The organism is Pseudomonas sp. RIT-PI-S (genome assembly GCF_025642975.1).
Lineage (GTDB): Bacteria > Pseudomonadota > Gammaproteobacteria > Pseudomonadales > Pseudomonadaceae > Aquipseudomonas.
Map to the genome: position 1 here is coordinate 328,978 of NZ_JANZKJ010000003.1, position 23,951 is coordinate 352,928.

Below are 23,951 nucleotides of genomic sequence, written 5' to 3' on the forward strand. Positions count from 1 at the left end.
GCCAGCGATCGCTATTATCCTTTTGTCGCTGCGCCGGGCAAGGCGCAGAATCACCCTTTCGGTCAACTTTTCTGCCCTGCCCATGCCACTGACTGCACGCTCTGAACTCAATGCTCTGCTGCGCCTTGCCGGGCCGCTGATCGCCTCGCAGTTGGCGCATATGCTGATGATCCTTACGGACACAGTAATGATGGCGCGCATCGGCCCCCAGGCGTTAGCCGGCGGCAGCCTGGGGGCCGCCAGTTATTCATTCGTGTCGATCTTCTGCATCGGTGTGATAGCGGCCGTCGGCACCTTGGTGTCGATCCGCCACGGCGCCACAGACCCAGCAGGGGTTACCCGGCTGACCCAGGCCGGGCTCTGGCTCGGTTGGTGCCTGGCGCTGGTTGGGGGGCTGCTGCTGTGGAACCTGCCGCCGGTGCTGCTGCACCTGGGGCAAACGCCGGAAAACGTCGCGGCGGCCAGCGAGTTCCTCAAGGTACTGGCCTTCGCCCTCCCCGGCTCGCTCAGTTTCATGGCGCTGCGCGGCTTCACCAGCGCAGTAGGCAAGGCGGCGCCGGTAATGGTTATCAGCGTGTGCGCCACGCTGCTCAACCTGGTACTCAACCTGGCTGTGCTGGATGGTTGGTTCGGCCTGCCGCCGATGGGGCTGGCGGGTATCGGTATGGTGACCGCGACGGTTTCCACCACCATGGGCCTGGCCCTGGGCTATTACGTCAGCCACCAGCGCAGTTATGCGGCTTATCCATTCCTGAAAGGGCTGTCGCGGCCGTCTACCGCCGCGCTCAAAGAGCTGTGGCGGCTAGGGTTGCCCATTGGTGGCACCTACGCGGTAGAAGTCGGGCTCTTCGCCTTTGCCGCCCTGTGCATGGGCAATATGGGGCAGACCCAATTGGGCGCGCATCAAATCGCCCTGCAAATCGTTTCCGTGGCCTTCATGGTCCCAGCGGGGCTGTCCTACGCAGTAACGCTGCGCATTGGCCGCCACTACGGCGCAGGCCAGCCGGGTCACGTTCATTACGCCGGGCGCCTGGGTATCGGTTTCGGCGCGGCCGTCATGCTCAGCTTCTCGCTGGTGCTGTGGTTCATGCCTGGGCAGTTGGTGGGATTGTTCATCGACGCCCAAGACCCGGCCTTCGCCGAGATCTTCAAGCTGGCCTTGCAACTGCTGGCGGTGGCCGCTTGGTTTGAATTGTTCGATGGTGTGCAAACCATCGCCATGGGCGCGATCCGCGGCCTGAAGGATGCCCGCCTGACTTTCCTGGTAGGCCTGGCTTGCTATTGGCTGGTAGGCGCCCCAGCCGCTTGGCTGCTCGCGTTCCATGCGGGCTTTGGCGCGGTCGGTGTGTGGTGGGGGCTGGCGCTAGGCCTGGCCTGCGCCGCCATCAGCCTGACCCTGGCGTTCGAAGTGAAAATGAAACGGCTGCGCCCGCTGCTCGCGGACGGGCAAGCTGTCGCCGCCCAAACAGCCCAGTGACGGCTTAACGCAGGCGTGCGTTGCTCCGCTGGCTCAGCCCACCCTGCAGGTACGCCAGCAAGGCCGGCAGCGGCATTGGCCGGCTGATCAGAAACCCCTGTACCTGGTCGCAGCCGTAGGCCCGCAACTCGTTAAGTTGCTCGATCGTCTCCACGCCCTCGGCCACCACCTGCAAATGCAGGTTGTGCGCAAGGTTGACCATCGCCCGTACCAGTTGCCGGCTTTCGGCGCGATCCTCGATGCCGGCAACGAAACTGCGGTCGATCTTCAGCAAGGTGATCGGCAGGCTGCTCAGGTGCACGAAGGATGAGAACCCCGTGCCGAAGTCGTCCAGCGAGAAGCGCACCCCCAATTGCCCGAGGGCATCCATGGTATGGCGCACCTGATCGTTGCGCCGCATCACTGCGGTTTCGGTCAGCTCGAACTCCAACCAGCTGGCGTCGATCCCGCGCTCGCTGATCAAGCGGCTGAGGGTGCCGAGCAACTGGCTGTCCTGGAACTGCCGGAACGACAGGTTCACCGCCATGTGCAGCGGCGCGATCCCGGCCTTTTGCAGCAGCTGCATGTCCTCAAGCGCGCGGGCCAGCACCCAGTAACCCAGGGGCACGATCAGCCCACTCTGTTCGGCCAGCGGCACGAACTCGCTGGGCGCTAGCAGGCCGCGTTCCGTATGGCGCCAGCGCACCAGCGCTTCGAGGCCGACGATCTTCCCGCCGGGCAGGTCCAGCCTTGGCTGGTAATGCATCTCCAGTTCATCGCGGCGCAACGCCCGGCGCAGTTCACCTTCAAGGTCGGCCACGCTGCGCGCATGGCGGTTGATGCGTTCGTTGAACACATGGAAAGTGCAGCCTTGTACGCTCTTGGCCTGGCGCATGGCGATGTGGGCATGCCACATCAGCGGGTCGGGATCGGTTCGTAGGCGCCCGTGGGCAATGCCCAGGCTACAGCCGATCAGCAGGCTTTCGCCGTCGACCCAATAAGGTTCGCCCAAAGCCTCGACGATCCGCTCGGCCAGCCGCTCGGCGCGTTGGGAGTCGCGGCGGGTGTCGATGAGCAAGGCAAATTCATCGCTGCCCAGGCGGGCGAGCCGGTCTCCAGGCTCAAGCTGCGCCTTGAGCCTGGCCACAACCTGGAGGATGAGCCGGTCGCCTGCCTGATAACCGAGGCAATCGTTAGCATGGCGGAAATTGTCCAGGTCCAGATGGCCCAGCGCCAGGCCTCGCCCGTCGCCGCCCGCCAAGCTGGTGGCGAGCATCGTCAGGAACCCTTGGCGGTTGGCGATGCCGGTGAGGGTATCCTCCTCTGCCAACCGCTGCAGCGTGCCTTGCAACAGGCTGCGCTCGCGAACGTGGCGCAGGCAGCGCCGTAGCGCATCGGTGCTGAGCTCTGGCAATACCAGCCAGTCGCTGGCCCCTACCGGCGGCTCCGGAGGTTCGTGCTCCAGCAGCAGCACCTGGGGCCAGGCGCAGCGCCCTGCCGGCGGCTGGCAGTCCGGTGTGGCAAGCACCACGAGCAGCCCATCGGCCTCTGCCTGGGGCGCATCCCAGGGCGCGCTCCATTGAAAGGCTCGCGCCAATGCGCACTGCTCGCCCAACGCGGCGAGGCACTTTCGCAACGCGGCCTCCCAGACATCCTGGTGCGCGAGAAGCAGCAGCCGCATGGGTTCGATGAGCGTGGACACGCAAGCTCCTTAAGGGCATGACTAGGCAACAAGCAGGGGGACGCCGAGCGGCGCTAACCGAGGATGATAATGATTTACAAGAGCGCGAGCACCATCATCAACGGCATGCTGTACAAGCTAGTAGGCACGTATAACCAAAGTAACAAAATCTACAAAAAAACATAGAGGGTCGAGAGACGGTCACGGCAGATCACGGCTGGCCTGTTAAAATGCGCGACCTTTTTTCAGCAAGCCCTCTGGAATCTATGTCCCGGCTCAACCCCAGGCAACAAGAAGCCGTGAATTACGTCGGTGGCCCCCTGCTGGTATTGGCGGGCGCAGGCTCCGGCAAAACCAGCGTGATCACCCGTAAAATTGCCTACCTTGTGCAGCAATGCGGCGTGCGCGCTCAATACATCGTGGCGGTGACCTTCACCAACAAGGCCGCCCGGGAGATGAAGGAGCGCGTCAGCAGCCTGTTGCGCGGTGGCGAGGGCCGCGGGCTGACGGTCTCGACCTTCCATAACCTAGGGCTGAACATCATCCGCAAGGAGTACGCCCGGCTAGGCTACAAGCCGGGGTTCTCGATCTTCGATGAAGGCGACATCAAGGCGCTGCTGACCGACATCATGCAGAAGGAGTATTCCGGCGACGACGGTGCGGACGAGATCAAGCACATGATCGGCAACTGGAAGAACGACCTGGTGCTGCCGCCGGAAGCCCTGGCCAATGCGCGCAACCCGCGCGAGCAAACGGCGGCCATCGTGTATGCCGCCTACCAGCGCACGCTCAAGGCCTATAACGCCCTGGACTTCGATGACCTGATCCTGCTGCCGGTCAAGCTGTTCCAAGAGCACGCCGACATCCTCGAAAAATGGCAGAACCGCGTGCGTTACCTGCTGGTGGATGAGTATCAGGACACCAACGCCAGCCAGTACCTGCTGGTGAAGCAGCTGATAGGCACGCGCAACCAATTCACCGTGGTCGGGGACGATGACCAGTCCATCTATGCCTGGCGCGGGGCGCGGCCGGAAAACCTGATGCTGCTCAAGGAGGATTACCCGTCGCTGAAGGTGGTGATGCTTGAGCAGAACTACCGCTCCACCAGCCGCATACTGCGATGTGCCAACACGTTGATCGCCAACAACCCGCACGCCTTCGAAAAGCAGCTATGGAGCGAAATGGGCCATGGCGACGAGATCCGGGTGATCCGCTGCAAGAACGAGGACGCCGAAGCCGAACGGGTGGCGATGGAGATCCTTACGCTGCACCTGCGCACCGACCGCCCCTATCGGGACTTCGCCATCCTTTACCGCGGCAACTACCAGGCCAAGCTGATTGAGCTCAAGCTACAGCACCATCAAGTGCCGTATAGGCTCAGTGGCGGCACCAGCTTCTTCGCCCGCCAGGAAGTGAAGGACCTGATGTCCTACTTCCGCCTGCTGGTGAACCCGGACGACGACAATGCCTACCTGCGCGTGATCAATGTCCCGCGACGGGAAATCGGCTCCACCACCCTGGAGAAGCTCGGCAACTACGCTACCGAGCGCAAGACGTCCATGTACACCGCCAGCGCCGAACTGGGGCTGGGAGAACACTTGGACAGCCGCTTCGTCGACCGCCTGCAACGCTTCAAGCGCTGGATGGACGGCGTGCGCCAGCAGGTATCGCAGGATGACCCTATCGCCGCATTGCGCAGCATGGTGGCGGACATCGACTACGAAAACTGGATTCGCCAAAACAGCTCCAGCGACAAGGCCGCCGAGTACCGCATCGGTAACGTCTGGTTCTTGATCGATGCGTTGAAGAACACGCTGGAAAAAGATGAAGACGGCGACATGACCATCGAGGACGCGATCGGCAAGCTGGTGCTGCGCGATATGCTCGAGCGTCAGCAAGAGGAAGAAGAAGGCGCCGATGGCGTGCAGATGATGACCCTGCATGCGTCCAAGGGCCTGGAATTTCCTTATGTGTTCATCATGGGCATGGAAGAAGAAATTCTTCCTCACCGCTCCAGCATCGAGGCCGATACCATCGAAGAGGAACGCCGGCTCGCCTATGTGGGCATCACCCGGGCCCGGCAAACGCTGGCGTTCACCTTTGCCGCCAAGCGCAAGCAGTATGGTGAAATCATCGACTGCTCGCCCAGCCGTTTCCTTGATGAACTTCCCGCCGATGACTTGGCTTGGGAAGGTTTGCAAGACACCCCCGTGGAGGTGAAGGCCGCCAGGGGCAACCATGCATTGGCCGACATCCGTGCCATGCTCAAGCGCTGATCCGAGGAACCTCAGTGGAAGCCCTGCATAACAAGATCCGCGAAGAAGGTATCGTGCTGTCCGACCAGGTACTGAAGGTCGATGCCTTCCTCAACCACCAGATCGACCCCGCATTGATGCAGGCCATCGGCGAGGAATTCGCCCGCCGCTTCGCCGGCTTAGGCATCAACAAGATCGTCACTATCGAGGCGTCGGGCATCGCGCCAGCGGTCATGACCGGGCTGTGCCTGGGCGTGCCGGTGATCTTCGCGCGCAAGCATGCCTCGCTGACGCTCACCGAACACCTCCTGACCGCCTCCGTGTATTCGTTCACCAAGCAGACCGAAAGCACGGTGGCGATTTCCCCTCGGCATCTCGCCAAGGACGACCAGGTGCTGATCATCGATGATTTTCTCGCCAATGGCCGGGCGTCCCAGGCACTGATTTCGATCATCCACCAGGCTGGCGCCCATGTGGCCGGCCTTGGCATCGTGATTGAAAAATCCTTCCAGACCGGCCGCGCTCAGCTCGACAAGCAAGGCTACCGGGTGGAGTCGCTGGCACGCGTGGCTTCACTTGCCGGGGGCGAGGTCAGCTTCTTGCCGGAGTGAGCACACCAACCGCCGCAAATGCTGTAGCTCTTGGGCGCAGGCGTGGGGGCCGGCCCTCCGGCGGGGCTCGCGAACTGACGTGACGCTAGGTTCGCGGGCTGCCGCCTGCGCCTACAAGGTCGCCTGCAGCCCCGCCAGCAGCAGGCGTTGCTCTAGCTGCTCACGCAGGCCGCCGGGGCTGGCCAGGCGCATGCGCTCCAAGTGCTCCGGGTACAGCGAAGGGTCGGGCGCGTCCAACGCAGCGCGGCCGAGGTCCAGCAGCTCGCTGAGGTGAAACTTGCTCTTGACCCAGTTCATCGCCCGCAGCAGGTCTTTCTCGGTGGCGGAAAAGTCACTGCCCAAGGGGTATTCGGGGAACAGGTGCGCATGCCGTGTGCGCAGTTCCTCCAGCCACTGCGGAGTGTTGTTGGTGAACCGTGGCGCCAGGCGGAAATCGCGCGGGAGCTTGCCGGCCAGTTGCGCCTGATCGAGCAAAGCGGGCTGGAAGCGTGAATCGGTGATGTTGAGCAGCGCCTCGATCACTTGGGCGTCGTTTTTGCCGCGCAAGTCGGCGATACCGTATTCGGTGATCACGATATCGCGCAGGTGGCGTGGCACTGTGCATTGGTTCTGCTCCCACACGATATTGGAGCTGACCACCCCGCCGCTTTCCCGCCAGCTGCGCACCAGCAGAATCGAACGAGCGCCTTCCAGCTCCTGACCCTGCACCACGAAATCGAACTGGCCGCCCACGCCGCTGAGAATTCGGCCATCGGGCAGTTGATCCGAGGCGGCTGCCCCCAGCAGGCTCACGCTTAGCGCGGTATTGATAAACCGCGCGTGCTGGCGCTGCTCACGCTTGAGCGCCTCGTCGCCGTATAGCCGGTTCACATAACTGATAGCGGTCATGGCGAAGCGCGCTCGCGCCTGTAGGGGTATTTCGCGCAACCGTGCGTAGAAGGACTCCGGGCCAAGGAAGAACCCGCCATGCAACACCGCCCCTTCGCTATCGAGCGCTGGCCCCGGCCCTTGCGGCCCGCCGAGCACACGCCGACGCAAGATCCCGGCGTCGGCCAGCACCAGCAAGCCGTTGACGAACATCTCGCTGCAGCCATACAGCCCTTCGGCGAAGGGTTCAACGCCACCTTCCCGTGTGACCAACGGCGCCCATTGGCGCAGTTGGGCATCCTCGACCAGCGCCCGGTAGCCTGGGTTATCTGCCTGGCGTGCAAGCAGGGCAGCAGTGATAGCGTCGCCCAAGGCGCCAATGCCGATTTGCAGAGTGCCGCCGTCGCGCACCAAGGTGCTGGCGTGCAACCCGATGAAATGCTCGCGAGCACCAACCGGCTGGTTCGGGGTTGAGAACAGACGGCTCTGCTCGGGCGTATCGATCAGCAGGTCGAAACGCTCCCGAGGCAACTCCGCCGCCCCCGGCATGTAGGGCAACTGCACATGCACCTGGCCTAGCACGAGTACGGCTTCGCCCTCGGCCCGCCGGCGCTCCAGCAGAGGCAACAGGTCCAGGGTGATATCAGGATTACAGCTGAGGCTGAGCAGCCCAGGGCGCTGCCGGTCCTCGGCTACCAGTTGAGCAATGAGGTTCAACCCTTGGGCGTTGATGTCCCGAGCGGCATGGCTGTAATTGCTGCTTGAGTACCCTTGTTGGGCCAGGTGGCTGCCGCCGAGGGCGCCGGGCTGCATGAAAAACTGTTCGACCCGCACGTTAGGCGGCAGGGCATCGGCCGCCAGGTCCGCGAGAAAATCCAGCTCCGGATAATCGCCATAAACCTGCTCTAGAAACGGCTCGAGGAATCGCCGTTGCAGCCCGTCACCCAAAGGAGGGCGGCCCAGGCATAGGGCCGTATAGATCGTCAGCTGCCGCTGCGGCAGCCCCTTGATGCGCGCATACAGCGCATTGGCAAACCGGTTAGGCTTGCCCAAGCCGAGGGGAAGGCCCAATCGGATATGCGCGGGCAAACGTTCCAATACCACATCGACCGCGCCTTCCAGGCTCAGCACATCGGTCATTACAACCCCCGTTTCGGATGCTCTGCTGACTAGACCCCTGGGCGACGACAAATGTTCGGTGGCATGGCGACGGCACGCGGTGGCAGGGCCCTACCTGCAGGAGCTGGGGGGCCGGCCATCTGCCTACAGCCCGCGAACCAGGCCTGACCGGCCCGCGGGATTCGCCCAGCGCCTACACGCTTTGCGACCCGCCGAGCCCAGGCTTAGAAGTTCGCCGGCGTAGCTGCGCTGATCAATCGCGCGGGGGTGTCGAAAGGGTTGCGGAAGCGATGCGGGCGGGTGCTTTCGAAGTAATAGCTGTCGCCGGCTTCGAGCACGAAGGTTTCCAGGCCCACCACGAGTTCTAACCGACCCTCGATAAGGATGCCGGTTTCCTCACCGTCATGAGTGAGCATTTCTTCGCCGGTATCGGCGCCTGGGGGATAGATCTCGGTCAAGAAGGCGATCGCTCGGCTGACATGCCCGCGGCCGACCAGTTTCATGGTCACCTCGCCGTCGGAAATGTCGATCAGCTCGTTCGCTTTGTAGACGATTTGCGCCGTGCTTTCCGGCGCCAGTTCCTCGGAGAAGAATTCCACCATGGACATGGGTATCCCGCTCAGCACCTTGCGCAGGGAGCTGATCGAAGGGCTTACGCTGTTTTTCTCGATCATCGAGATGGTGCTGTTGGTCACCCCCGCGCGTTTGGCCAGCTCACGCTGAGACAGGCCCTTGAGCTTGCGGATGGCTTGCAATCGTTCACCGACGTCCAATGGTGGAGTCCTCCTGGGGCAGCTGCTGGAAATAACGAACGGTATGATGGCAACAGCGTTCAGTATTTACAACAGCCGCACCCGCCGGAGGGTTATTCAGTGTAGTGGCGCGGCACTCGCTTGAGGTTGCAGAACAGCTGGTAAGGAATGCTCTGCGCCAGGCTCGCCACATCACTGGCCAGCACGTTCTGGCCCCATAGCTCGACGGGGCTCCCGAGGTTGGCTTCGGGCACGTCGGTCAGGTCGATGCACAGCATGTCCATGGACACCCGCCCGACCAGGCGGCTGCGCTTGCCGGCTACCATCACCGGCGTCCCGGTGGGTGCATGCCGGGGGTAGCCGTCCGCATAACCCATGGCGACCACGCCAATCCGCATCGGGCGGTCAGTCATGAATTTCTGCCCATACCCCACGGGTTCCCCTGCGGGAAGCTCGCGAACGCTGATCACCCGGGATTCAAGCGTCATCACCGGTTGTAACCGCTCCGCCTGTGGGTGCGGTTGTTCGAAGGGGCTCGCGCCGTAGAGCATGATGCCCGGGCGTACCCAGTCGCTGGGCACCTGGGGCCAGCCCAGCACTGCCGGTGAGTTGCGCAGGCTGACCTCAGCGCTCAAGCCTTGGCAGGTAGAGGTGAACTGCGCTACTTGCTCACTGCTGCGGGGGTTATCCAGCTCATCGGCGCTGGAGAAGTGGCTCATCAGCACCACCTTCGCCACTTTGCCGCTCGCCAGCAGGCGTTGATAAGCCTGGGCGTAGTCGGCCGGGTGAACGCCAACCCGGTGCATGCCCGAGTCCATTTTCAGCCACACCGTAAGCGGCGCAGCCAGCCTGGCCTGTTCGATGGCCTCGACCTGCCACAGCGAATGCGCCACGCACCAGAGGTTATGCTCGACGATCAGCGCCAGCTCTGCCGCCTCGAAGAACCCTTCGAGCAACAGGATCGGCGCCTGAATGCCCGCTTCGCGCAGCTCCAGCGCCTCCTCGATGCAGGCGACAGCGAACCCATCGGCCACCTCGGCCAAGGCATTGGCACAGCGCACGGCACCATGGCCATAGGCGTCGGCCTTGATCACGGCCAACGCGCGGGCGCCGGTCAGCTCTTGGGCAAGGCGGTAGTTGTCACGCAGGGCTTGCAAATCGATGACGGCACGAGCGGGGCGCATGAAAGTGCTCTTCAAGTTGAAATGCGGGCGAAAAAAACCCGGCTGCCGTAAGCGGCGCGCCGGGCGAGGAATCGTTTACTTCAGGGCAGCGGTGACCGACAGCTCCACCAGAATCTCCGGCTCGCACAGCTTGGCCTCGACGGTGGCCCGGGCGGGCGCGACGCCCTTGGGCAACCATTGATCCCAAACAGCGTTCATGCCTTCGAAATGCGCGTCGATGTCTTTCAGGTAAATGGTTACCGACAGCACGTGCTCTTTGCTCGAACCGGCCAGGTCCAGCAAGCGCTCGATGTTAGCCAGGGTTTCGCGAGTTTGCTGCTCGATACCGGCGGCCATGTCGTCGCCGACTTGACCGGCCAGATACACCACCCCGTTATGGGTAACGATCTGGCTCATGCGTTCATTGGTGAGCTGGCGCTGGATTGCCATGCCTGGAGTTCTCCTGGTGATTGCCGTAGCGGGAAATGTCGAGGCCCTGGGCACTGATTTGCGGCTTCTTGCGCGCCATCAGGTCCGCGAGCAGGCGACCGGAGCCGCAAGCCATGGTCCAGCCGAGGGTGCCGTGGCCGGTATTGAGGAACAGGTTGCGCAGCGCAGTGGCACCGACGATAGGCGTGCCATCCGGCGTGGTTGGGCGCAAACCGGTCCAGAAGCTGGCTCGGGCGAGGTCGCCGCCGCGAGGATAAAGATCATTGACGATCATCTCCAGCGTTTCACGGCGGCGCGGGTTCAGCGACAAGTCGAAGCCCGCGATCTCGGCCATGCCGCCAACGCGAATACGGTCGTCGAAGCGGGTGATCGCAACTTTGTAGGTTTCATCGAGGATGGTCGACACCGGCGCCATGGCGGCATCGGTGATCGGCACGGTCAGCGAGTAACCCTTGAGCGGGTATACCGGTGCCTTGATGCCAAGCGGCTTGAGCAGTGCCGGCGAGTAACTGCCGAGGGCGAGCACATAGCGGTCGGCGGTTTCCAGCTTGCCATCGATGTACACACCATTGATGCGGTCACCGGCGAAGTCCAGCCGCTCGATGTTCTGCCCGAAGCGGAACTCCACCCCCAGGTCCCGCGCCATCTCGGCCAGGCGGGTGGTGAACATCTGGCAGTCGCCAGTCTGGTCGTTAGGCAGACGCAAGGCGCCCACCAGGAGGTCGCCGGTCGCGGCCAGCGCCGGCTCTACCCTGGCGATACCGGCTCGGTCGAGCACTTCGTACGGCACGCCGGACTGCTCCAGCACGGAGATATCCTTGGCGGCGTTGTCCAGCTGCTCTTGGGTCCGGAACACCTGGGTGGTGCCCAGGGTACGGCCTTCGTAGGCGATGCCGGTTTCGGCGCGCAACTCGTCCAGGCAGTCCCGGCTGTACTCGCTCAGCCGCACCATGCGCTCTTTGTTGATGGCGTAACGGCTGGCGGTGCAGTTGCGCAGCATCTGCGCCATCCACAGGTACTGGTCCAGGCTGCCAGTGGCTTTGATCGCCAACGGGGCATGACGCTGCGCCAGCCACTTCAAGGCTTTGAGCGGAACGCCCGGGGCAGCCCAGGGCGATGCATAGCCGGGCGACACTTGGCCAGCGTTGGCGAAACTGGTTTCCATGGCGACCGCCGGCTGGCGATCGACGACTACCACTTCGAACCCTTGGCGGGCGAGGTAATACGCGGTGGTGGTACCGATTACCCCGCTCCCCAAAACCAGGACTCGCATGTTCAACCCCTTGACGCGGCTAGCCCGCAGTTCGAATGTGTATGGCGAAATGGCGGCAGTATAGGGATTCGAAACCAGTGCTTTTCACTGTATGTAAGGCTATATTTGGAGAGAATTCTCGGCAGTAATGGCTTTTTCGGAGGGGCATCGCCTATGCGCACCCAACATCAGACCAAACGCGAACTCGACAGGATCGACCGCAATATCTTGCGCCTGCTGCAGGCGGATGGGCGTCTGTCGTTCACCGAACTGGGCGAGAAGGTCGGCCTCTCCACCACGCCCTGCACCGAGCGGGTGCGCCGCCTGGAGCGCGAAGGAATCATCATGGGCTACTACGCCCGGCTCAACCCGCAACACCTCAAGGGTAGCCTGCTGGTGTTCGTGGAGATCAGCCTGGACTACAAATCTGGCGATACCTTCGAAGAGTTCCGCCGAGCGGTACTAAAGCTACCCCATGTGCTGGAGTGCCACCTGGTATCGGGGGATTTTGACTACCTAGTGAAAGCACGTATTTCGGAGATGGCGTCTTACCGCAAGCTGCTGGGCGACATCCTGCTCAAGCTCCCTCATGTCCGAGAATCCAAGAGCTATATCGTGATGGAGGAGGTAAAGGAGAGCCTGACCCTGCCGGTGCCTGATTGAGGCGAGCGCTCCCTATAAAGGCCGAACACTGTTAAATTTACCTAACACACCCCACGATATCGCAGGACGTTTTATGGTCGCCGCGGCCCGGCATTATCCCCAGTTTGATTCACAGCCCGCCTCCTACTACGAGGCCAGCTGTGTACGCCGCCCGGAGTATTCATCGCTACGGGGCCCGGTCAAGGTGGATGTATGCATCGTTGGCGGCGGCTTCAGCGGCTTGAATACGGCTATCGAACTGGCCGAACGTGGGCTGAGCGTTGCCCTGCTGGAGGCGCGCACCATGGGTTGGGGTGCCTCTGGGCGCAACGGCGGCCAGTTGATCCGCGGCGTTGGCCACGATGTAGAACAGTTTGAGCCGGTCATCGGCCACGACGGAGTGCGCCAGCTCAAGCGGATGGGCCTGGAGGCCGTGGAAATCGTTCGCCAGCGGATCGAGAAATACAGCCTGGCGTGCGACCTCACCTGGGGCTATTGCGACCTGGCCAACAAGCCGGGCCAATTCGAAGCCTTCGCCGAAGAGATCGCCGAGTTGCGCGGCTTGGGATATCGCCATGCGATGGAACTGATCACCCCCGAGCAGTTGCCCACGGTCATTGCCTCCGATCGCTACGCTGGGGGTTTGGTGGACATGGGCTCAGGCCATCTGCATCCCCTGAACCTCGCCTTGGGCGAAGCGGCGGTAGCCGCGCAGCTGGGCGCGCAGCTGTTCGAACACTCGCCAGTAACCCGTATCGACTATGGCCAACGGGTGAAAGTCCACACCCTGGAAGGCTCCGTGGACGCAGCTACGCTGGTGCTGGCCTGCAATGCCTACCTCAATGACCTGAACCCCGAACTGGGAGGCAAGGTGCTGCCTGCCGGCAGCTATATCATCGCCACCGAACCGCTCTCCGAGGCGCGAGCACTCGGGCTGTTGCCGCGCAATCTGGCGATGTGCGACCAACGCGTGACGGTGGACTATTTCCGGTTGTCGGCCGACCGCCGCCTACTGTTCGGCGGCGCCTGCCATTATTCCGGCCGCGACCCGCGCGACATTGCCGCGTACATGCGGCCCAAGATGCTCAAGGTTTTCCCGCAATTGCAGAACGCGCGCATCGAGTTCCAGTGGGCTGGGATGATCGGCATAGGCGCCAACCGCCTGCCGCAGATCGGCCGGCTCGCCAGCCACCCCAACGTGTTTTATGCCCAGGCCTATGCCGGCCACGGCCTGAATGCCACTCACCTGGCGGCAAAGCTGCTGGGCGAAGCCATTGCCGGCCAAGTGGGTGGCGGCTTCGAGCTCTTTGCCAAGGTGCCTCACATGACCTTCCCCGGCGGCAAACACCTGCGCTCGCCGTTGCTGGCCATGGGCATGCTCTGGCATCGCCTCAAGGAGCTTTTGCCGTTGTAGGAAGCGGGTGCCAGCCCGCGAGCCGCAGTGTGTTCGCGCCTGCAGTGCTCGGCCTACACCCGCCAGAAAGGCTTTAGCCCTTCCTCGCGCTGCTGCTGCGGGGTCAGCCCGATGTCTGCGAGCTGGTCGGCGTCGAGCTCGAGCAGCTGCCGCCGGGTAGCCCAGCGGTGACGCAACAATGCCCAGTGGCTCAACCCAGAAGGCGGGGCTTTGGCTGGCGCAGTTACATCTACGCCATGCATGTTCAGATCCTGTGGTTTCAAAAACAGCCGGACATCAGTGAAGCCGTTCATGGCGTACCTCCTCGCTTAGCACCTAGGTACACAGGATGCAGCGGCTCGCCATCACATTACAGATTCAAAAATCACTTATCTTTTTCATACAGATGGCCTTTAAAGCACACTGACTGCTATATTTTGAGCCAATCTGTATCGTTCCTGCTTCTGCCAGCGCTGGGGAGTATGCCAATGACGCTCTATATGAACCTGGCCCGGCTACTGGAAGACCGCATCGAGCAAGGGCTCTATCGCCCTGGTGATCGGCTGCCTTCGGTACGCGCCCTCAGCACAGAACACGGCGTAAGCCTAAGCACCGTACAACAGGCATACAGGCTGCTCGAAGACAGCGGCCTGGCGGCACCTAAGCCGAAATCCGGTTACTTCGTGTCGAGCAAAACCCTGCCGGCATTGCCTGAAGTCGGCCGCCCGGCGCAGCGCCCGGTCGATATTTCTCAGTGGGACCAAGTCATCGAACTGGTGCGTATGCCGCCGCGCAAGGACATCGTCCAGCTCGGCCGCGGCATGCCGGACGTCACCAGCGCTACCCTCAAGCCGCTGCTGCGCAGCCTGGCGCATCTCAGCCGGAGGCAAGACATGCCTGGCCTGTATTACGACACGGTGTATGGTACCGAACCGCTGCGCGAGCAGATCGCTCGGCTGCTGGTGGATTCGGGCTGCCGCCTGAGCGCCGCCGACCTGGTCGTCACTACCGGTTGTCATGAGGCACTGTCCAGCAGCGTGCGCGCCATCTGCCAGCCTGGGGATATCGTGGCGGTGGACTCGCCCAGCTTTTTCGGCGCCATGCAAACCTTGAAGGGTTTGGGCATGAAGGCGCTGGAAATCCCTACCGACCCGGTTACCGGGATCAGCCTGGAGGCTCTGGAGCTGGCGCTGGAACAGTGGCCGGTGAAGGTCATCCAGCTGACTCCCAACTGCAACAACCCCTTCGGCTACATCATGCCCGAAGCACGCAAGCGGCAGCTTTTGACGCTGGCGCAGCGTTTCGACGTGGCAATCATCGAAGACGACGTGTATGGCGACCTGGCCTACACCTACCCTCGCCCCCGCACGATCAAGTCGTTCGACGTGGATGGTCGGGTGCTGTTGTGCAGCTCGTTCTCGAAAACCCTGGCACCTGGCCTGCGGATCGGCTGGGTAGCGCCGGGGCGGTACCTGGAGCGTGTGCTGCATATGAAATACATCAGCACTGGTAGCACCGCGCCCCAGCCCCAGCTTGCCATCGCCGACTTCATTGAAGGCGGCCACTACGAACCTCATTTGCGCCGCATGCGGGCGCAGTATCAGCGAGGCCGCGACCAGATGACCGACTGGGTACGGCGGTATTTCCCCGCTGGCACGCGCGTCAGCCGGCCCCAGGGCGGTTTCATGCTCTGGCTGGAGCTGCCCGAAGGGTTCGATACCTTGCGCCTGAACCAGGCGCTGCTGGCGCAAGGCGTACAGATCGCCGTGGGAAGCATCTTTTCCGCCTCAGGGAAGTTTCGCAACTGTCTGCGCATGAACTTCGCGTCGCGGCCCACCCCGGCGCTCGAGGCCGCGGTACGCCAGGTGGGCGAAACCGCAAGGGACCTGCTGGCGAAGATGCAGGCCGTGCATGCGTAACTTTCCAAGCGCAACGGCGGTCAGATAGGCATCCTTTGATCGTAGCGAGATCTCCATGGCCGTGAATGCCCGCCTGCTGGCTGCGTTGCTGCTCAGCCTTGCCTTAGGCGGTTGCGCCAACCCTGCACCGCAGCCGATCGCCAGCCAGCGTATCCCTGCCGAACAATCGGCCTTCGGGCGAGCGATCCAGGCACAGGCCAGCACCCATCCCGGTATGTCGGGGTTTCGCCTGCTTCCAGACAGCGGCGAAGCGTTCCGCGCCCGCGCTGAATTGATCCGCAACGCCCGCAGCAGCCTGGACCTGCAGTACTACATCGTGCACGACGGCCTCAGCACCCGAGCGCTCATGCGCGAGGTGCTGGATGCCGCCGACCGGGGCGTGCGCGTGCGTATCCTGCTCGACGATACCGCCAGCGACGACCTCGAAGACTTGCTCGGCACGGTGGCCAGCCACCCCAACATCAAGGTGCGGCTCTTCAACCCTACACACCTGGGGCGTGGCACCGGGGTGACCCGCAGCATTGGCCGGTTGCTGGACCTGTCCCAGCAGCACCGGCGAATGCACAACAAAGTGTGGATCGCCGATGACAGCGCGGCCATCGTGGGCGGGCGCAACCTGGGCGATGAGTACTTCGATGCCAAGCCCAACCTGAACTTCACCGATATCGACCTGCTTGGCTTCGGCCCGGTGGCGCGCGACCTGGGCTATAGCTTCGACCAATACTGGAACCACCGGCTTAGCCGGCCGTTGCGCGAGCTGTACGATGTGCCCGCCGCACGCAAGGCGTTGCCGGCGTTCCGCGAGGCACTTGAGAAATCGCTACGCAAGGCAAGCGTGAAGCAGAAGCCGCTCTACGACAGCCTGATGAGCTATCGGGACGCTCCCCGCCTGGACACCTGGCGACAGGAGCTGATCTGGGCGCCAAGCACAGTGATGTGGGATGCACCGGCAAAGGTGTTGGCCAGCGCGGAACCGGACCCACACCTGCTGCTGACTACACAGCTGGCCCCCGAGCTGCTAGGCGTGCACGAGGAGCTGCTGCTGATTTCGGCCTACTTCGTGCCGCGGGAACCTGGGCTGCTTTACCTCACGGGACGGGCCGACCAAGGTGTGGCAGTGTCGTTGCTGACCAATTCGCTGGAGGCCACCGACGTACCCGCCGTTCATGGCGGGTACGCACCTTACCGCAAGGCGCTGCTCGAACACGGGGTCAAGCTATACGAACTGCGCCGGCAGCCTGGGGACGACGCGGGGTTCACCTATCATCTGCGCGGCAGCTCCGCATCCAGCCTGCACAGCAAGGCGATGGTCTTCGATCGGCGCAAGGTATTCATCGGCTCGTTCAACTTCGACCCCCGCTCCGTGCTATGGAATACCGAGGTCGGGGTGCTGGTCGACAGCAGCGCGCTGGCGAGTTATACGCGGGATCTGGCCTTGCAGGGGATGTCCCCGGCGCTCAGCTATCAGGTGGAGCTGCAAGGCGGCGCGCTGCAATGGGTCACCGAAGACAACCATCACCTTCACGTGCTGCGCCAGGAGCCCGGCGACTGGTGGCGCCGCTTCAACGCCTGGGTCAGCCAGCGAATCGGCCTGGAGAAGATGCTGTAGCCGGGAGACGGCCGGGCGTCAGGAGTCGCGGGCTTCACCTACCGTTGCCAGTGCAGGCTGCCGGCTGGCGATCAGCACCAACCCGGCCGCACCCGCCGCCATCATCAACGGCAATGCATGACCCGTCAGCCACTGATTGCCTGCGCCGGCGATCAGCGGCCCGATCAGGCAGCCAACGCCCCACAGCTGTGCCACGTGAGCATTGGCGCGAACCAGTTCGTCGTGGCGGTAGCGTTCGCCGATGAACACCAGCGACAGGGTAAACAAACCGCCAGCGCTTGCGCCGAAGAGCACCCATAGCAGCCAGATGATCGGATGGTGGATGGCCACCGGGATCGACACGCTGCTGATCGCCAGCAGGCCCGCGCAGCCGAGAAACAGCCCACGCCGGGGCAACCGGTCCGCCAGGGCGCCAATCGGCAGCTGCAAAACCGCATCGCCCAGTACAACGGCACTGACCATGTACAGGGCGATGCGGGGGTCATATCCCTGTTGCAGGCAATAAACCGGCAACAGGGACAGTATCAGGGCTTCAAAACCGGCGAACAACGCAATGGCGTAGGCGATCACCGGCAAACGCCGGCAAAACACCCACAGGTCTGCCAGGGTGACCGTCACCGCCTCGGTGATCGGCGCGCCGCCACGCCCGAGCAACAACAACGGTGACACCAGCAGCAGGCCAGTCGCCAGCCAGAAACCATGATCCTGTTCAGTGCCGATGCCCCCAAGCAGCAAGGGGCCGGCCAATTGACTCAGCGCGTAGCAACATCCATACAGCGCAACCAGGCGGCCGCGCCACTGCTCCACGACGAGTTGGTTGATCCAGCTCTCGCCGAGCACGAACACAATCGTGAGCACGCTGCCAATCACCAGACGCAGCATGACCCACAGGGCATAGCTAGGCCACAGCGCCAACAAGCCGATGGAAACGGCCCCAGCCCATAGGCATATCTGCATTGCCCGGCTGGTACCGAAGCGCGCGGCCAGGCGGCTGGAGACCCGGGCGCCCAACAACACGCCCACTGCCGGCATCGCCGACATGATGCCGATGGCGAAATTGCCATAGCCCCATGCCTCGAGCCGCAGCGATACCAGGGGCATGCTCATGCCCAGCGCCAAGCCAACGCTTAGCACCGAAGACAGCACGGCGAAGTAGGTTCCCCACGGCATTGGGCGCTCCTGCGAGTAGCGAAACAGCCCCCCGGCCACTCCCGGCCGGGGAACCTTGAGCGGCGTTACAGCTTGATCCAGGTGGCCTTGAGCTCGGTGTACTTGTCGAAGGCGTGCAAGGATTTGTCACGGCCGTTGCCAGACTGCTTGAAGCCACCGAACGGCGCGGTCATGTCGCCGCCATCGTACTGGTTGACCCACACGCTGCCGGCACGCAGGGCGCGAGCGGTGTTGTGCGCCTTGGAAATGTCGGAAGTCCAGACGCCCGCCGCCAGGCCATAAGGCGTGTCGTTGGCGATGGCCACCGCTTCCTCGGCGGTGTCGAAGGTGATCACCGACAGTACCGGGCCGAAGATTTCTTCCTTGGCGATGCGCATGGCATTGCTCACGCCATCGAAGATGGTCGGCTCAACGTAAGTGCCACCCGTTTCTTCAAGGATGCGCTTGCCGCCCGCCACCAAAGAGGCACCTTCGCTGTGGCCAGCTTCGATGTAACCCAACACGGTGTTGAGCTGCTGGGTGTCCACCAGCGCACCGACCGTGGTTGCCGGGTCCAGCGGGTTGCCGGGTTTCCAAGCCTTGAGCGCCTCGACCACGAGGGGCAGGAAACGCTCTTTGATCGAACGCTCCACCAGCAGGCGCGAGCCCGCAGTGCACACTTCACCCTGGTTGAAGGCGATGGCGCTGGCGGCGGATTCGGCCGCGGCTTGCAGGTCTGGAGCATCGGCGAAAACGATGTTCGGGCTCTTGCCGCCCGCTTCCAGCCATACCCGCTTCATATTGGACTCGCCGGCGTAGACCATCAGCTGCTTGGCAATGCGGGTGGAACCGGTGAACACCACGGTATCCACGTCCATGTGCAGGGCCAGCGCCTTGCCCACGGTATGGCCATAGCCAGGCAGTACGTTCAGCACGCCGGCAGGAATCCCCGCTTCGATGGCCAACTGAGCGATGCGGATGGCGGTCAGCGGAGATTTTTCCGAAGGCTTGAGCACCACCGAGTTACCGGTGGACAGCGCAGGGCCCAGCTTCCAGCAAGCCATCATCAGGGGGAAGTTCCAGGGCACGATAGCCCCGACGACGCCCACAGGCTCACGCGTTACCAGGCCCAATTGATCATGGGGGGTAGCGGCGACTTCGTCGTAGATCTTGTCAATCGCTTCGCCGCTCCAGCTCAGCGCGCCGGCCGCGCCCGGAACGTCGATGTGCAGCGAGTCGCTGATAGGTTTGCCCATGTCGAGGGTTTCGAGCAGGGCCAGTTCTTCGGCGTTGGCCTTGAGCAGCGAAGCGAAGCGGATCATCGTGGCCTTGCGCTTGGCCGGCGCAAGGCGCGACCAGGCGCCAGACTCGAACACTTGGCGAGCATTGGCCACCGCCAGGTTGGCGTCGGCTTCGTCACAGCTGGCCACCAGGCCAAGCAGCCGCCCATCCACCGGGCTTACGCACTCGAAGGTAGCGCCAGCCACCGCGTCGGTGTATTGACCGTTGATAAAAGCACGGCCTTCGATTTTCAGGTCCTGAGCACGCGCTTGCCAGTCGGCAAAGGTCAAGTTAGGCATAACGAAACTCCTCTTATAGATTTCAAGCGTCGTGGGAAGCTCGTGTCGAACAGCCACCGGACCCAAGCTTGGCCAAAGGCGTTCACCCTAAACCACTGCCGCGCAGCTTTCAATATATTTGACAGCGACGAGCATTCGGCAGTCTCATGTGCGTTTTATTGAACAACGACAGGACACCGTTATGAGCGTCGAGCAGATCGTGGATTTCGCCTTGGCCACCCCAGACCCGGTTCGCTATCGCCCGGATGCTGAAAAAATCCTCGCAGGCGCACCTGACCAAGCGGTGTTCAACCACTACAGCAGCCCCTGCGAGCAATTTTCCGCCGGCGTATGGGAAGGGGCGGTCGGGCAATGGACCGTGAGCTACAGCGAGCATGAATATTGCGAGATCGTGCAGGGGGTGTCGGTGATCCGTGACGAAGCCGGCAATGCCCGCACGGTACGCGCTGGCGACCGGTTCGTGATCCCTGCGGGCTTCAAAGGCACTTGGGAAGTGGTCGAACCTTGCCGGAAGATCTACGTAGTGTTCGAGGCAAACAAGTAACGCAGCCGGCGGACGCCCTCTGGAGATGATCGATACGCCGCCAACGAGGCGGTGTTTCCCTCTATAGGAGCAGCCCCATGACTAATGAACAAATCATCGAAACCCTGCAGCCTTTCGTCGGCACGCCCTATGCACCTGGCGTGAAGGCGGCGATCGGCGATCTTACGGGGCGCTCGCGCGTGGTAGGGCCAAGGGAATTCACTACCCGGGAATTCGACCCGCAGCGTATTCATATCCTTGTAGATGCCAGCGGTACCATTACCGGCTTCACCTTCAACTAAGCCGCTTCAGCCTCCAGGCCAAAGGCAAAAAAAACCCGCATCCAAGATGCGGGTTTTTTTGTCGGCGAAGATCAATTACTTGATCTTGGCTTCCTTGTAGATCACGTGCTTGCGAACCACCGGATCGAATTTCTTGATTTCGATCTTATCGGGGGTAGTACGTTTGTTCTTGTCGGTGGTGTAGAAGTGGCCAGTACCGGCGCTCGACACCAAACGGATCAATTCACGCATGATTTTCTCCCTTAAACCTTGATGCCATCGCGGCGGATATCGGCCAGGACGGCGTCAATGCCACGCTTGTCGATGATACGCATGCCTTTGGCGGATACGCGCAGACGCACGAAACGCTTCTCGGACTCGACCCAGAAGCGATGGTGCTGCAGGTTCGGCAGGAAACGACGACGGGTTTTGTTGTTTGCGTGGGAAATGTTATTCCCGGTTACCGGACCCTTACCGGTAACTTGACAGACTCTCGACATGCCTCAGCCCTCTAAACCACATGCCCAACCCGGCATGGGTTGGCCGCTTTATCTCTCAGTCAAAATTGGCGCGAAGGCTCGAAACCCTTCAAACACCGTGTTTCGCAGGAGCAGACGAGCTCGGCCGGATAGGTCGGCCCGCGAGCGAAACGCTCTGCCCCTAGAAAAGAGCGCTGCTTTATATCAGAAACCCCGCGCCACAACAACAGGCAGCGCCGGCCGCCTGTCCTGGCCGGCCGCGCGATGCAGGGCCTGCAACAGCCTCAGCGCAGCTGCCGTCCGTCGAGCCGGAGCGAAAATTTGAATGGCGAAAACGAAACGAGATCTCTAGGGTAGGATTTTCCAGACTGCACCGGCAGATGGCCCACTCCCGAAAGCCAAGGAATCGACCATGCGTCTTGCGTTCACTCCACTGCTGCTCGCAGTACTCGGCGCCTGCGCCACTGCTCAGGCAAACCCGCTTTCCGTTTGCACCGAGGCCAGCCCGGAAGGCTTCGATGTGGTGCAGTATAACTCCCTGACCACGACGAACGCATCGGCCGACGTGCTCATGAACCGCCTGGTGGACTTCGACGCCAAGGCAGGCAAGGTGGTACCTAGCCTCGCGGACCGGTGGGAGGTCAGCGCCGACGGCCTTACCTACACCTTTATCCTACGCAAGGGCGTGCATTTCCATACCACGGAATACTTCACCCCTACCCGCGAGTTATCAGCGGAGGACGTAGCGTTCAGCTTCAAGCGCATGCTCGACCCCGCCAACCCATGGCACAAGGTGGCGCAAAGCGGCTTTCCCCATGCGCAGTCCATGCAGCTGCCCAGCCTGGTCAAACAGATCGACACGCCTGACGCATCCACCGTGCGCTTTGTGCTCGACCACCCGGATGCAACCTTCCTGGCGACGCTGAGCATGGGCTTCGCTTCTATCTATTCGGCCGAATATGCCGACCAGCTGATGAAGGCCGACACTCCTGAAAAACTGAACAGCCAGCCTATCGGTACCGGCCCGTTCGTCTTCGTGCGCTATCAGAAAGACGCTCAGGTGCGCTTCAAGGCGAACCCGGATTATTTCGCTGGCAAACCCGCGGTCGACCCGCTGATCTATGCCATCAGCCCGGACCCGAGCGTGCGGATGCAGCGTTTGCGTGCCGGCGAGTGCCAACTGACGCTTTCCCCCAAGCCGCAGGATATCGCCACAGCCAAGGCTGATCCCAAGCTGCAAGTGTTCAGCACCGCCGCTTTCATGACCGCTTTTGTGGCGATCAACACCCAACATCCACCGCTGGACAAGCCGCAGGTGCGGCAAGCTATCAACTTCGCTTTCGATAAGGCCAATTACCTCAAGGCGGTCTTCGAGGGTACGGCTCAACCCGCCAATGGCATCTACCCGGCCAATACCTGGGGTTACGCCGGTGATTCGCACCTGTATGACCATGACCCAGCCAAGGCGCGCAAGCTGCTTGCCGACGCCGGCCTCAAAGAGGGTTTCAGCACCACGCTCTGGACCCGACCCAGTGGTAGCCTGCTCAACCCCAACCCGACGGCAGGCGCTCAGGCGTTGCAGGCCGACCTCGCTCAAGTGGGCATCAAGGCTGAGATCCGCATCCTCGAATGGGGCGAGCTGATCCGCCGCGCCAAGGCCGGCGAGCACGATCTGCTGTTCATGGGCTGGGCCGGCGACAACGGCGATCCGGATAACTTCCTTACCCCACAGTTTTCCTGTGCGGCGGTCACGTCTGGGACAAACTTCGCACGCTATTGCGACCCGACCCTGGACGGGTTTATTACCAAGGGCAAGGCCGGCGCGACCCAGGCAGACCGCAGCGAGCTGTATCGCCAGGCCCAGGGGCTGATCCAGCAGCAGGCGTTGTGGCTGCCCTTGGCACACCCAGAGGTCACAGTGCTGGCCGCAAAAGGGTTGAAAGGCTACCAGCCCAGCCCCTTCGGCCGGCAAGACTTCTCCCATGTGAGCGTTGACTGATCGCCAACGCCGGCTCCCCCTGTGGGAGTAGGCAAAGCCCGCGAAGCCGTAACCGCGGGCTCACATCAACCCAAGCTCCGCCATGGACAGCGGCTCCCCCTCGCCCACGATGAAATGGTCCAGCACTCGCACATCGATATAGGCCAATGCCTCCTTTATACGCTGGGTGAGGCGGCAATCCGCCTGGCTGGGCTCGGTCACGCCTGACGGATGGTTGTGACAGAGGATGAGCGCCGCGGCATTGTGCGCGAGCGCCCGTTTGACCACCTGCCGGGGATACACGCTGGCGCTGTCGATGGAGCCTTGGAACAGCGCTTCGAACCCCAAGACTCGATGGCGCGCATCCAGATAAAGACAGGCAAAAACTTCATGTGGCTCGTGGCGCAGCATGGCCTTCAGGTAGTCGCGCACTGCAGTGGAGTTTTCCAGCGCCGAGTCCCGGCGTAGCTGTTCAGCCAGGTGACGCCGAGCGATCTCGAGCACTGCCTGCAATTGGGCATATTTGGCTTCGCCCAGGCCGAGGTGACCGCTGAACGTGGGCAGATCGGCCTGCAACAAGCCACGCAGCCCGCCCAGCTCATCAAGCAGCCGCCGGGCCAGCTCGACGGCGTTACAGCCCTTGACCCCAGTACGCAGAAAAATCGCGAGTAACTCTGCATCGGAGAGCGTCTGCGCTCCCCGGCTGAGCAGTTTTTCCCGCGGGCGCTCCGCCGCGGGCCAGTCTCGAATGGCCATATCCTCTCCTTGTCAGCCTTGGGCGCCGCTGTTCCA

22 protein-coding genes are annotated in these 23,951 nt (G+C 62.5%); 10 read left to right on the plus strand and 12 right to left on the minus strand.

Features of this window, described 5'->3' with window-relative positions:
- Positions 1-82 precede the first annotated feature (82 nt).
- Entirely contained in the window at positions 83-1,477 is a 1,395-nt protein-coding gene (locus OGL93_RS07570; RefSeq protein ID WP_263261957.1) for a NorM family multidrug efflux MATE transporter, read from the plus strand.
- A gap of 4 nt (positions 1,478-1,481) precedes the next feature.
- On the opposite strand, the gene OGL93_RS07575 is transcribed toward OGL93_RS07570, so the two are convergent.
- The gene (locus OGL93_RS07575; protein ID WP_263261899.1) at positions 1,482-3,158 is read right to left on the minus strand and encodes a bifunctional diguanylate cyclase/phosphodiesterase; all 1,677 of its coding nucleotides are present in this window, start codon (positions 3,156-3,158) and stop codon (positions 1,482-1,484) included.
- 245 nt (positions 3,159-3,403) lie between these two features.
- Between OGL93_RS07575 and rep the strand changes: the two genes are divergently transcribed.
- Together rep and OGL93_RS07585 are read left to right on the plus strand one after the other, a co-directional pair.
- On the plus strand, positions 3,404-5,413 hold the full coding sequence (rep, locus tag OGL93_RS07580) for a DNA helicase Rep (RefSeq protein WP_263261901.1): 2,010 nt from the start codon (positions 3,404-3,406) through the stop codon (positions 5,411-5,413).
- Positions 5,414-5,427: 14 nt separating this feature from the next.
- The gene (locus tag OGL93_RS07585; RefSeq protein WP_263261902.1) at positions 5,428-6,003 is read left to right on the plus strand and encodes a xanthine phosphoribosyltransferase; all 576 of its coding nucleotides are present in this window, start codon (positions 5,428-5,430) and stop codon (positions 6,001-6,003) included.
- Between the two features lie 111 nt (positions 6,004-6,114).
- On the opposite strand, the gene OGL93_RS07590 is transcribed toward OGL93_RS07585, so the two are convergent.
- The 5 genes from OGL93_RS07590 to dadA form a co-directional block, all read right to left on the minus strand.
- Entirely contained in the window at positions 6,115-8,010 is a 1,896-nt protein-coding gene (locus OGL93_RS07590; RefSeq protein WP_263261903.1) for an acetyl-CoA hydrolase/transferase C-terminal domain-containing protein, read from the minus strand.
- A gap of 203 nt (positions 8,011-8,213) precedes the next feature.
- Entirely contained in the window at positions 8,214-8,762 is a 549-nt protein-coding gene (locus OGL93_RS07595; RefSeq protein ID WP_263261904.1) for a cupin domain-containing protein, read from the minus strand.
- Positions 8,763-8,854: 92 nt separating this feature from the next.
- On the minus strand, positions 8,855-9,925 hold the full coding sequence (gene alr / locus OGL93_RS07600; protein WP_263261905.1) for an alanine racemase: 1,071 nt from the start codon (positions 9,923-9,925) through the stop codon (positions 8,855-8,857).
- A 75-nt stretch (positions 9,926-10,000) separates the two neighbouring features.
- Positions 10,001-10,354, minus strand: coding sequence for a RidA family protein (locus tag OGL93_RS07605; RefSeq protein ID WP_263261907.1), 354 nt, complete (start codon positions 10,352-10,354; stop codon positions 10,001-10,003).
- The gene (gene dadA, locus OGL93_RS07610) at positions 10,326-11,627 is read right to left on the minus strand and encodes a D-amino acid dehydrogenase (protein WP_263261908.1); all 1,302 of its coding nucleotides are present in this window, start codon (positions 11,625-11,627) and stop codon (positions 10,326-10,328) included. Before dadA ends, OGL93_RS07605 begins: the two co-directional genes overlap by 29 nt.
- Before the next feature lie 153 nt (positions 11,628-11,780).
- Between dadA and OGL93_RS07615 the strand changes: the two genes are divergently transcribed.
- Both OGL93_RS07615 and OGL93_RS07620 read left to right on the plus strand, forming a co-directional pair.
- Entirely contained in the window at positions 11,781-12,269 is a 489-nt protein-coding gene (locus tag OGL93_RS07615) for an Lrp/AsnC ligand binding domain-containing protein (RefSeq protein WP_263261910.1), read from the plus strand.
- Between the two features lie 73 nt (positions 12,270-12,342).
- Positions 12,343-13,662 carry an FAD-binding oxidoreductase gene (locus OGL93_RS07620; protein ID WP_263261911.1) on the plus strand — a complete coding sequence of 440 codons (1,320 nt, stop codon included), beginning with the start codon at positions 12,343-12,345 and terminating at the stop codon, positions 13,660-13,662.
- A gap of 53 nt (positions 13,663-13,715) precedes the next feature.
- Here OGL93_RS07620 and OGL93_RS07625 read toward each other — a convergent pair whose 3' ends face one another.
- Positions 13,716-13,955: a DUF1127 domain-containing protein gene (locus OGL93_RS07625; protein WP_263261912.1), complete on the minus strand. Its 240-nt coding sequence runs from the start codon at positions 13,953-13,955 to the stop codon at positions 13,716-13,718.
- Between the two features lie 174 nt (positions 13,956-14,129).
- Here OGL93_RS07625 and OGL93_RS07630 point away from each other — a divergent pair, with 174 nt between their 5' ends.
- Positions 14,130-15,560: a PLP-dependent aminotransferase family protein gene (locus tag OGL93_RS07630; RefSeq protein ID WP_263261913.1), complete on the plus strand. Its 1,431-nt coding sequence runs from the start codon at positions 14,130-14,132 to the stop codon at positions 15,558-15,560.
- Positions 15,561-15,615: 55 nt separating this feature from the next.
- The gene (locus OGL93_RS07635) at positions 15,616-17,169 is read left to right on the plus strand and encodes a phospholipase D family protein (RefSeq protein WP_263261915.1); all 1,554 of its coding nucleotides are present in this window, start codon (positions 15,616-15,618) and stop codon (positions 17,167-17,169) included.
- Positions 17,170-17,187: 18 nt separating this feature from the next.
- On the opposite strand, the gene OGL93_RS07640 is transcribed toward OGL93_RS07635, so the two are convergent.
- A complete protein-coding gene (locus OGL93_RS07640) occupies positions 17,188-18,339 on the minus strand; it encodes an MFS transporter (protein WP_263261916.1) in 1,152 nt (383 codons plus the stop codon).
- Between the two features lie 65 nt (positions 18,340-18,404).
- Complete coding sequence (locus OGL93_RS07645; protein ID WP_263261917.1) at positions 18,405-19,898, minus strand: aldehyde dehydrogenase; 1,494 nt, start codon at positions 19,896-19,898, stop codon at positions 18,405-18,407.
- Positions 19,899-20,079: 181 nt separating this feature from the next.
- Between OGL93_RS07645 and OGL93_RS07650 the strand changes: the two genes are divergently transcribed.
- A complete protein-coding gene (locus OGL93_RS07650) occupies positions 20,080-20,442 on the plus strand; it encodes a cupin domain-containing protein (RefSeq protein ID WP_263261919.1) in 363 nt (120 codons plus the stop codon).
- A 77-nt stretch (positions 20,443-20,519) separates the two neighbouring features.
- Positions 20,520-20,723: an I78 family peptidase inhibitor gene (locus tag OGL93_RS07655; RefSeq protein ID WP_263261920.1), complete on the plus strand. Its 204-nt coding sequence runs from the start codon at positions 20,520-20,522 to the stop codon at positions 20,721-20,723.
- A gap of 75 nt (positions 20,724-20,798) precedes the next feature.
- Here the strand turns inward: OGL93_RS07655 and rpmG are convergent, their stop codons facing one another.
- Positions 20,799-20,954, minus strand: coding sequence for a 50S ribosomal protein L33 (rpmG, locus tag OGL93_RS07660; RefSeq protein WP_003457707.1), 156 nt, complete (start codon positions 20,952-20,954; stop codon positions 20,799-20,801).
- A gap of 11 nt (positions 20,955-20,965) precedes the next feature.
- Positions 20,966-21,202, minus strand: coding sequence for a 50S ribosomal protein L28 (rpmB, locus tag OGL93_RS07665; protein ID WP_040260312.1), 237 nt, complete (start codon positions 21,200-21,202; stop codon positions 20,966-20,968).
- A 391-nt stretch (positions 21,203-21,593) separates the two neighbouring features.
- Between rpmB and OGL93_RS07670 the strand changes: the two genes are divergently transcribed.
- A complete protein-coding gene (locus tag OGL93_RS07670; RefSeq protein ID WP_263261922.1) occupies positions 21,594-23,180 on the plus strand; it encodes an ABC transporter substrate-binding protein in 1,587 nt (528 codons plus the stop codon).
- Between the two features lie 60 nt (positions 23,181-23,240).
- Here the strand turns inward: OGL93_RS07670 and radC are convergent, their stop codons facing one another.
- Complete coding sequence (gene radC, locus OGL93_RS07675; RefSeq protein WP_263261923.1) at positions 23,241-23,915, minus strand: DNA repair protein RadC; 675 nt, start codon at positions 23,913-23,915, stop codon at positions 23,241-23,243.
- Positions 23,916-23,951: the final 36 nt, after the last annotated feature.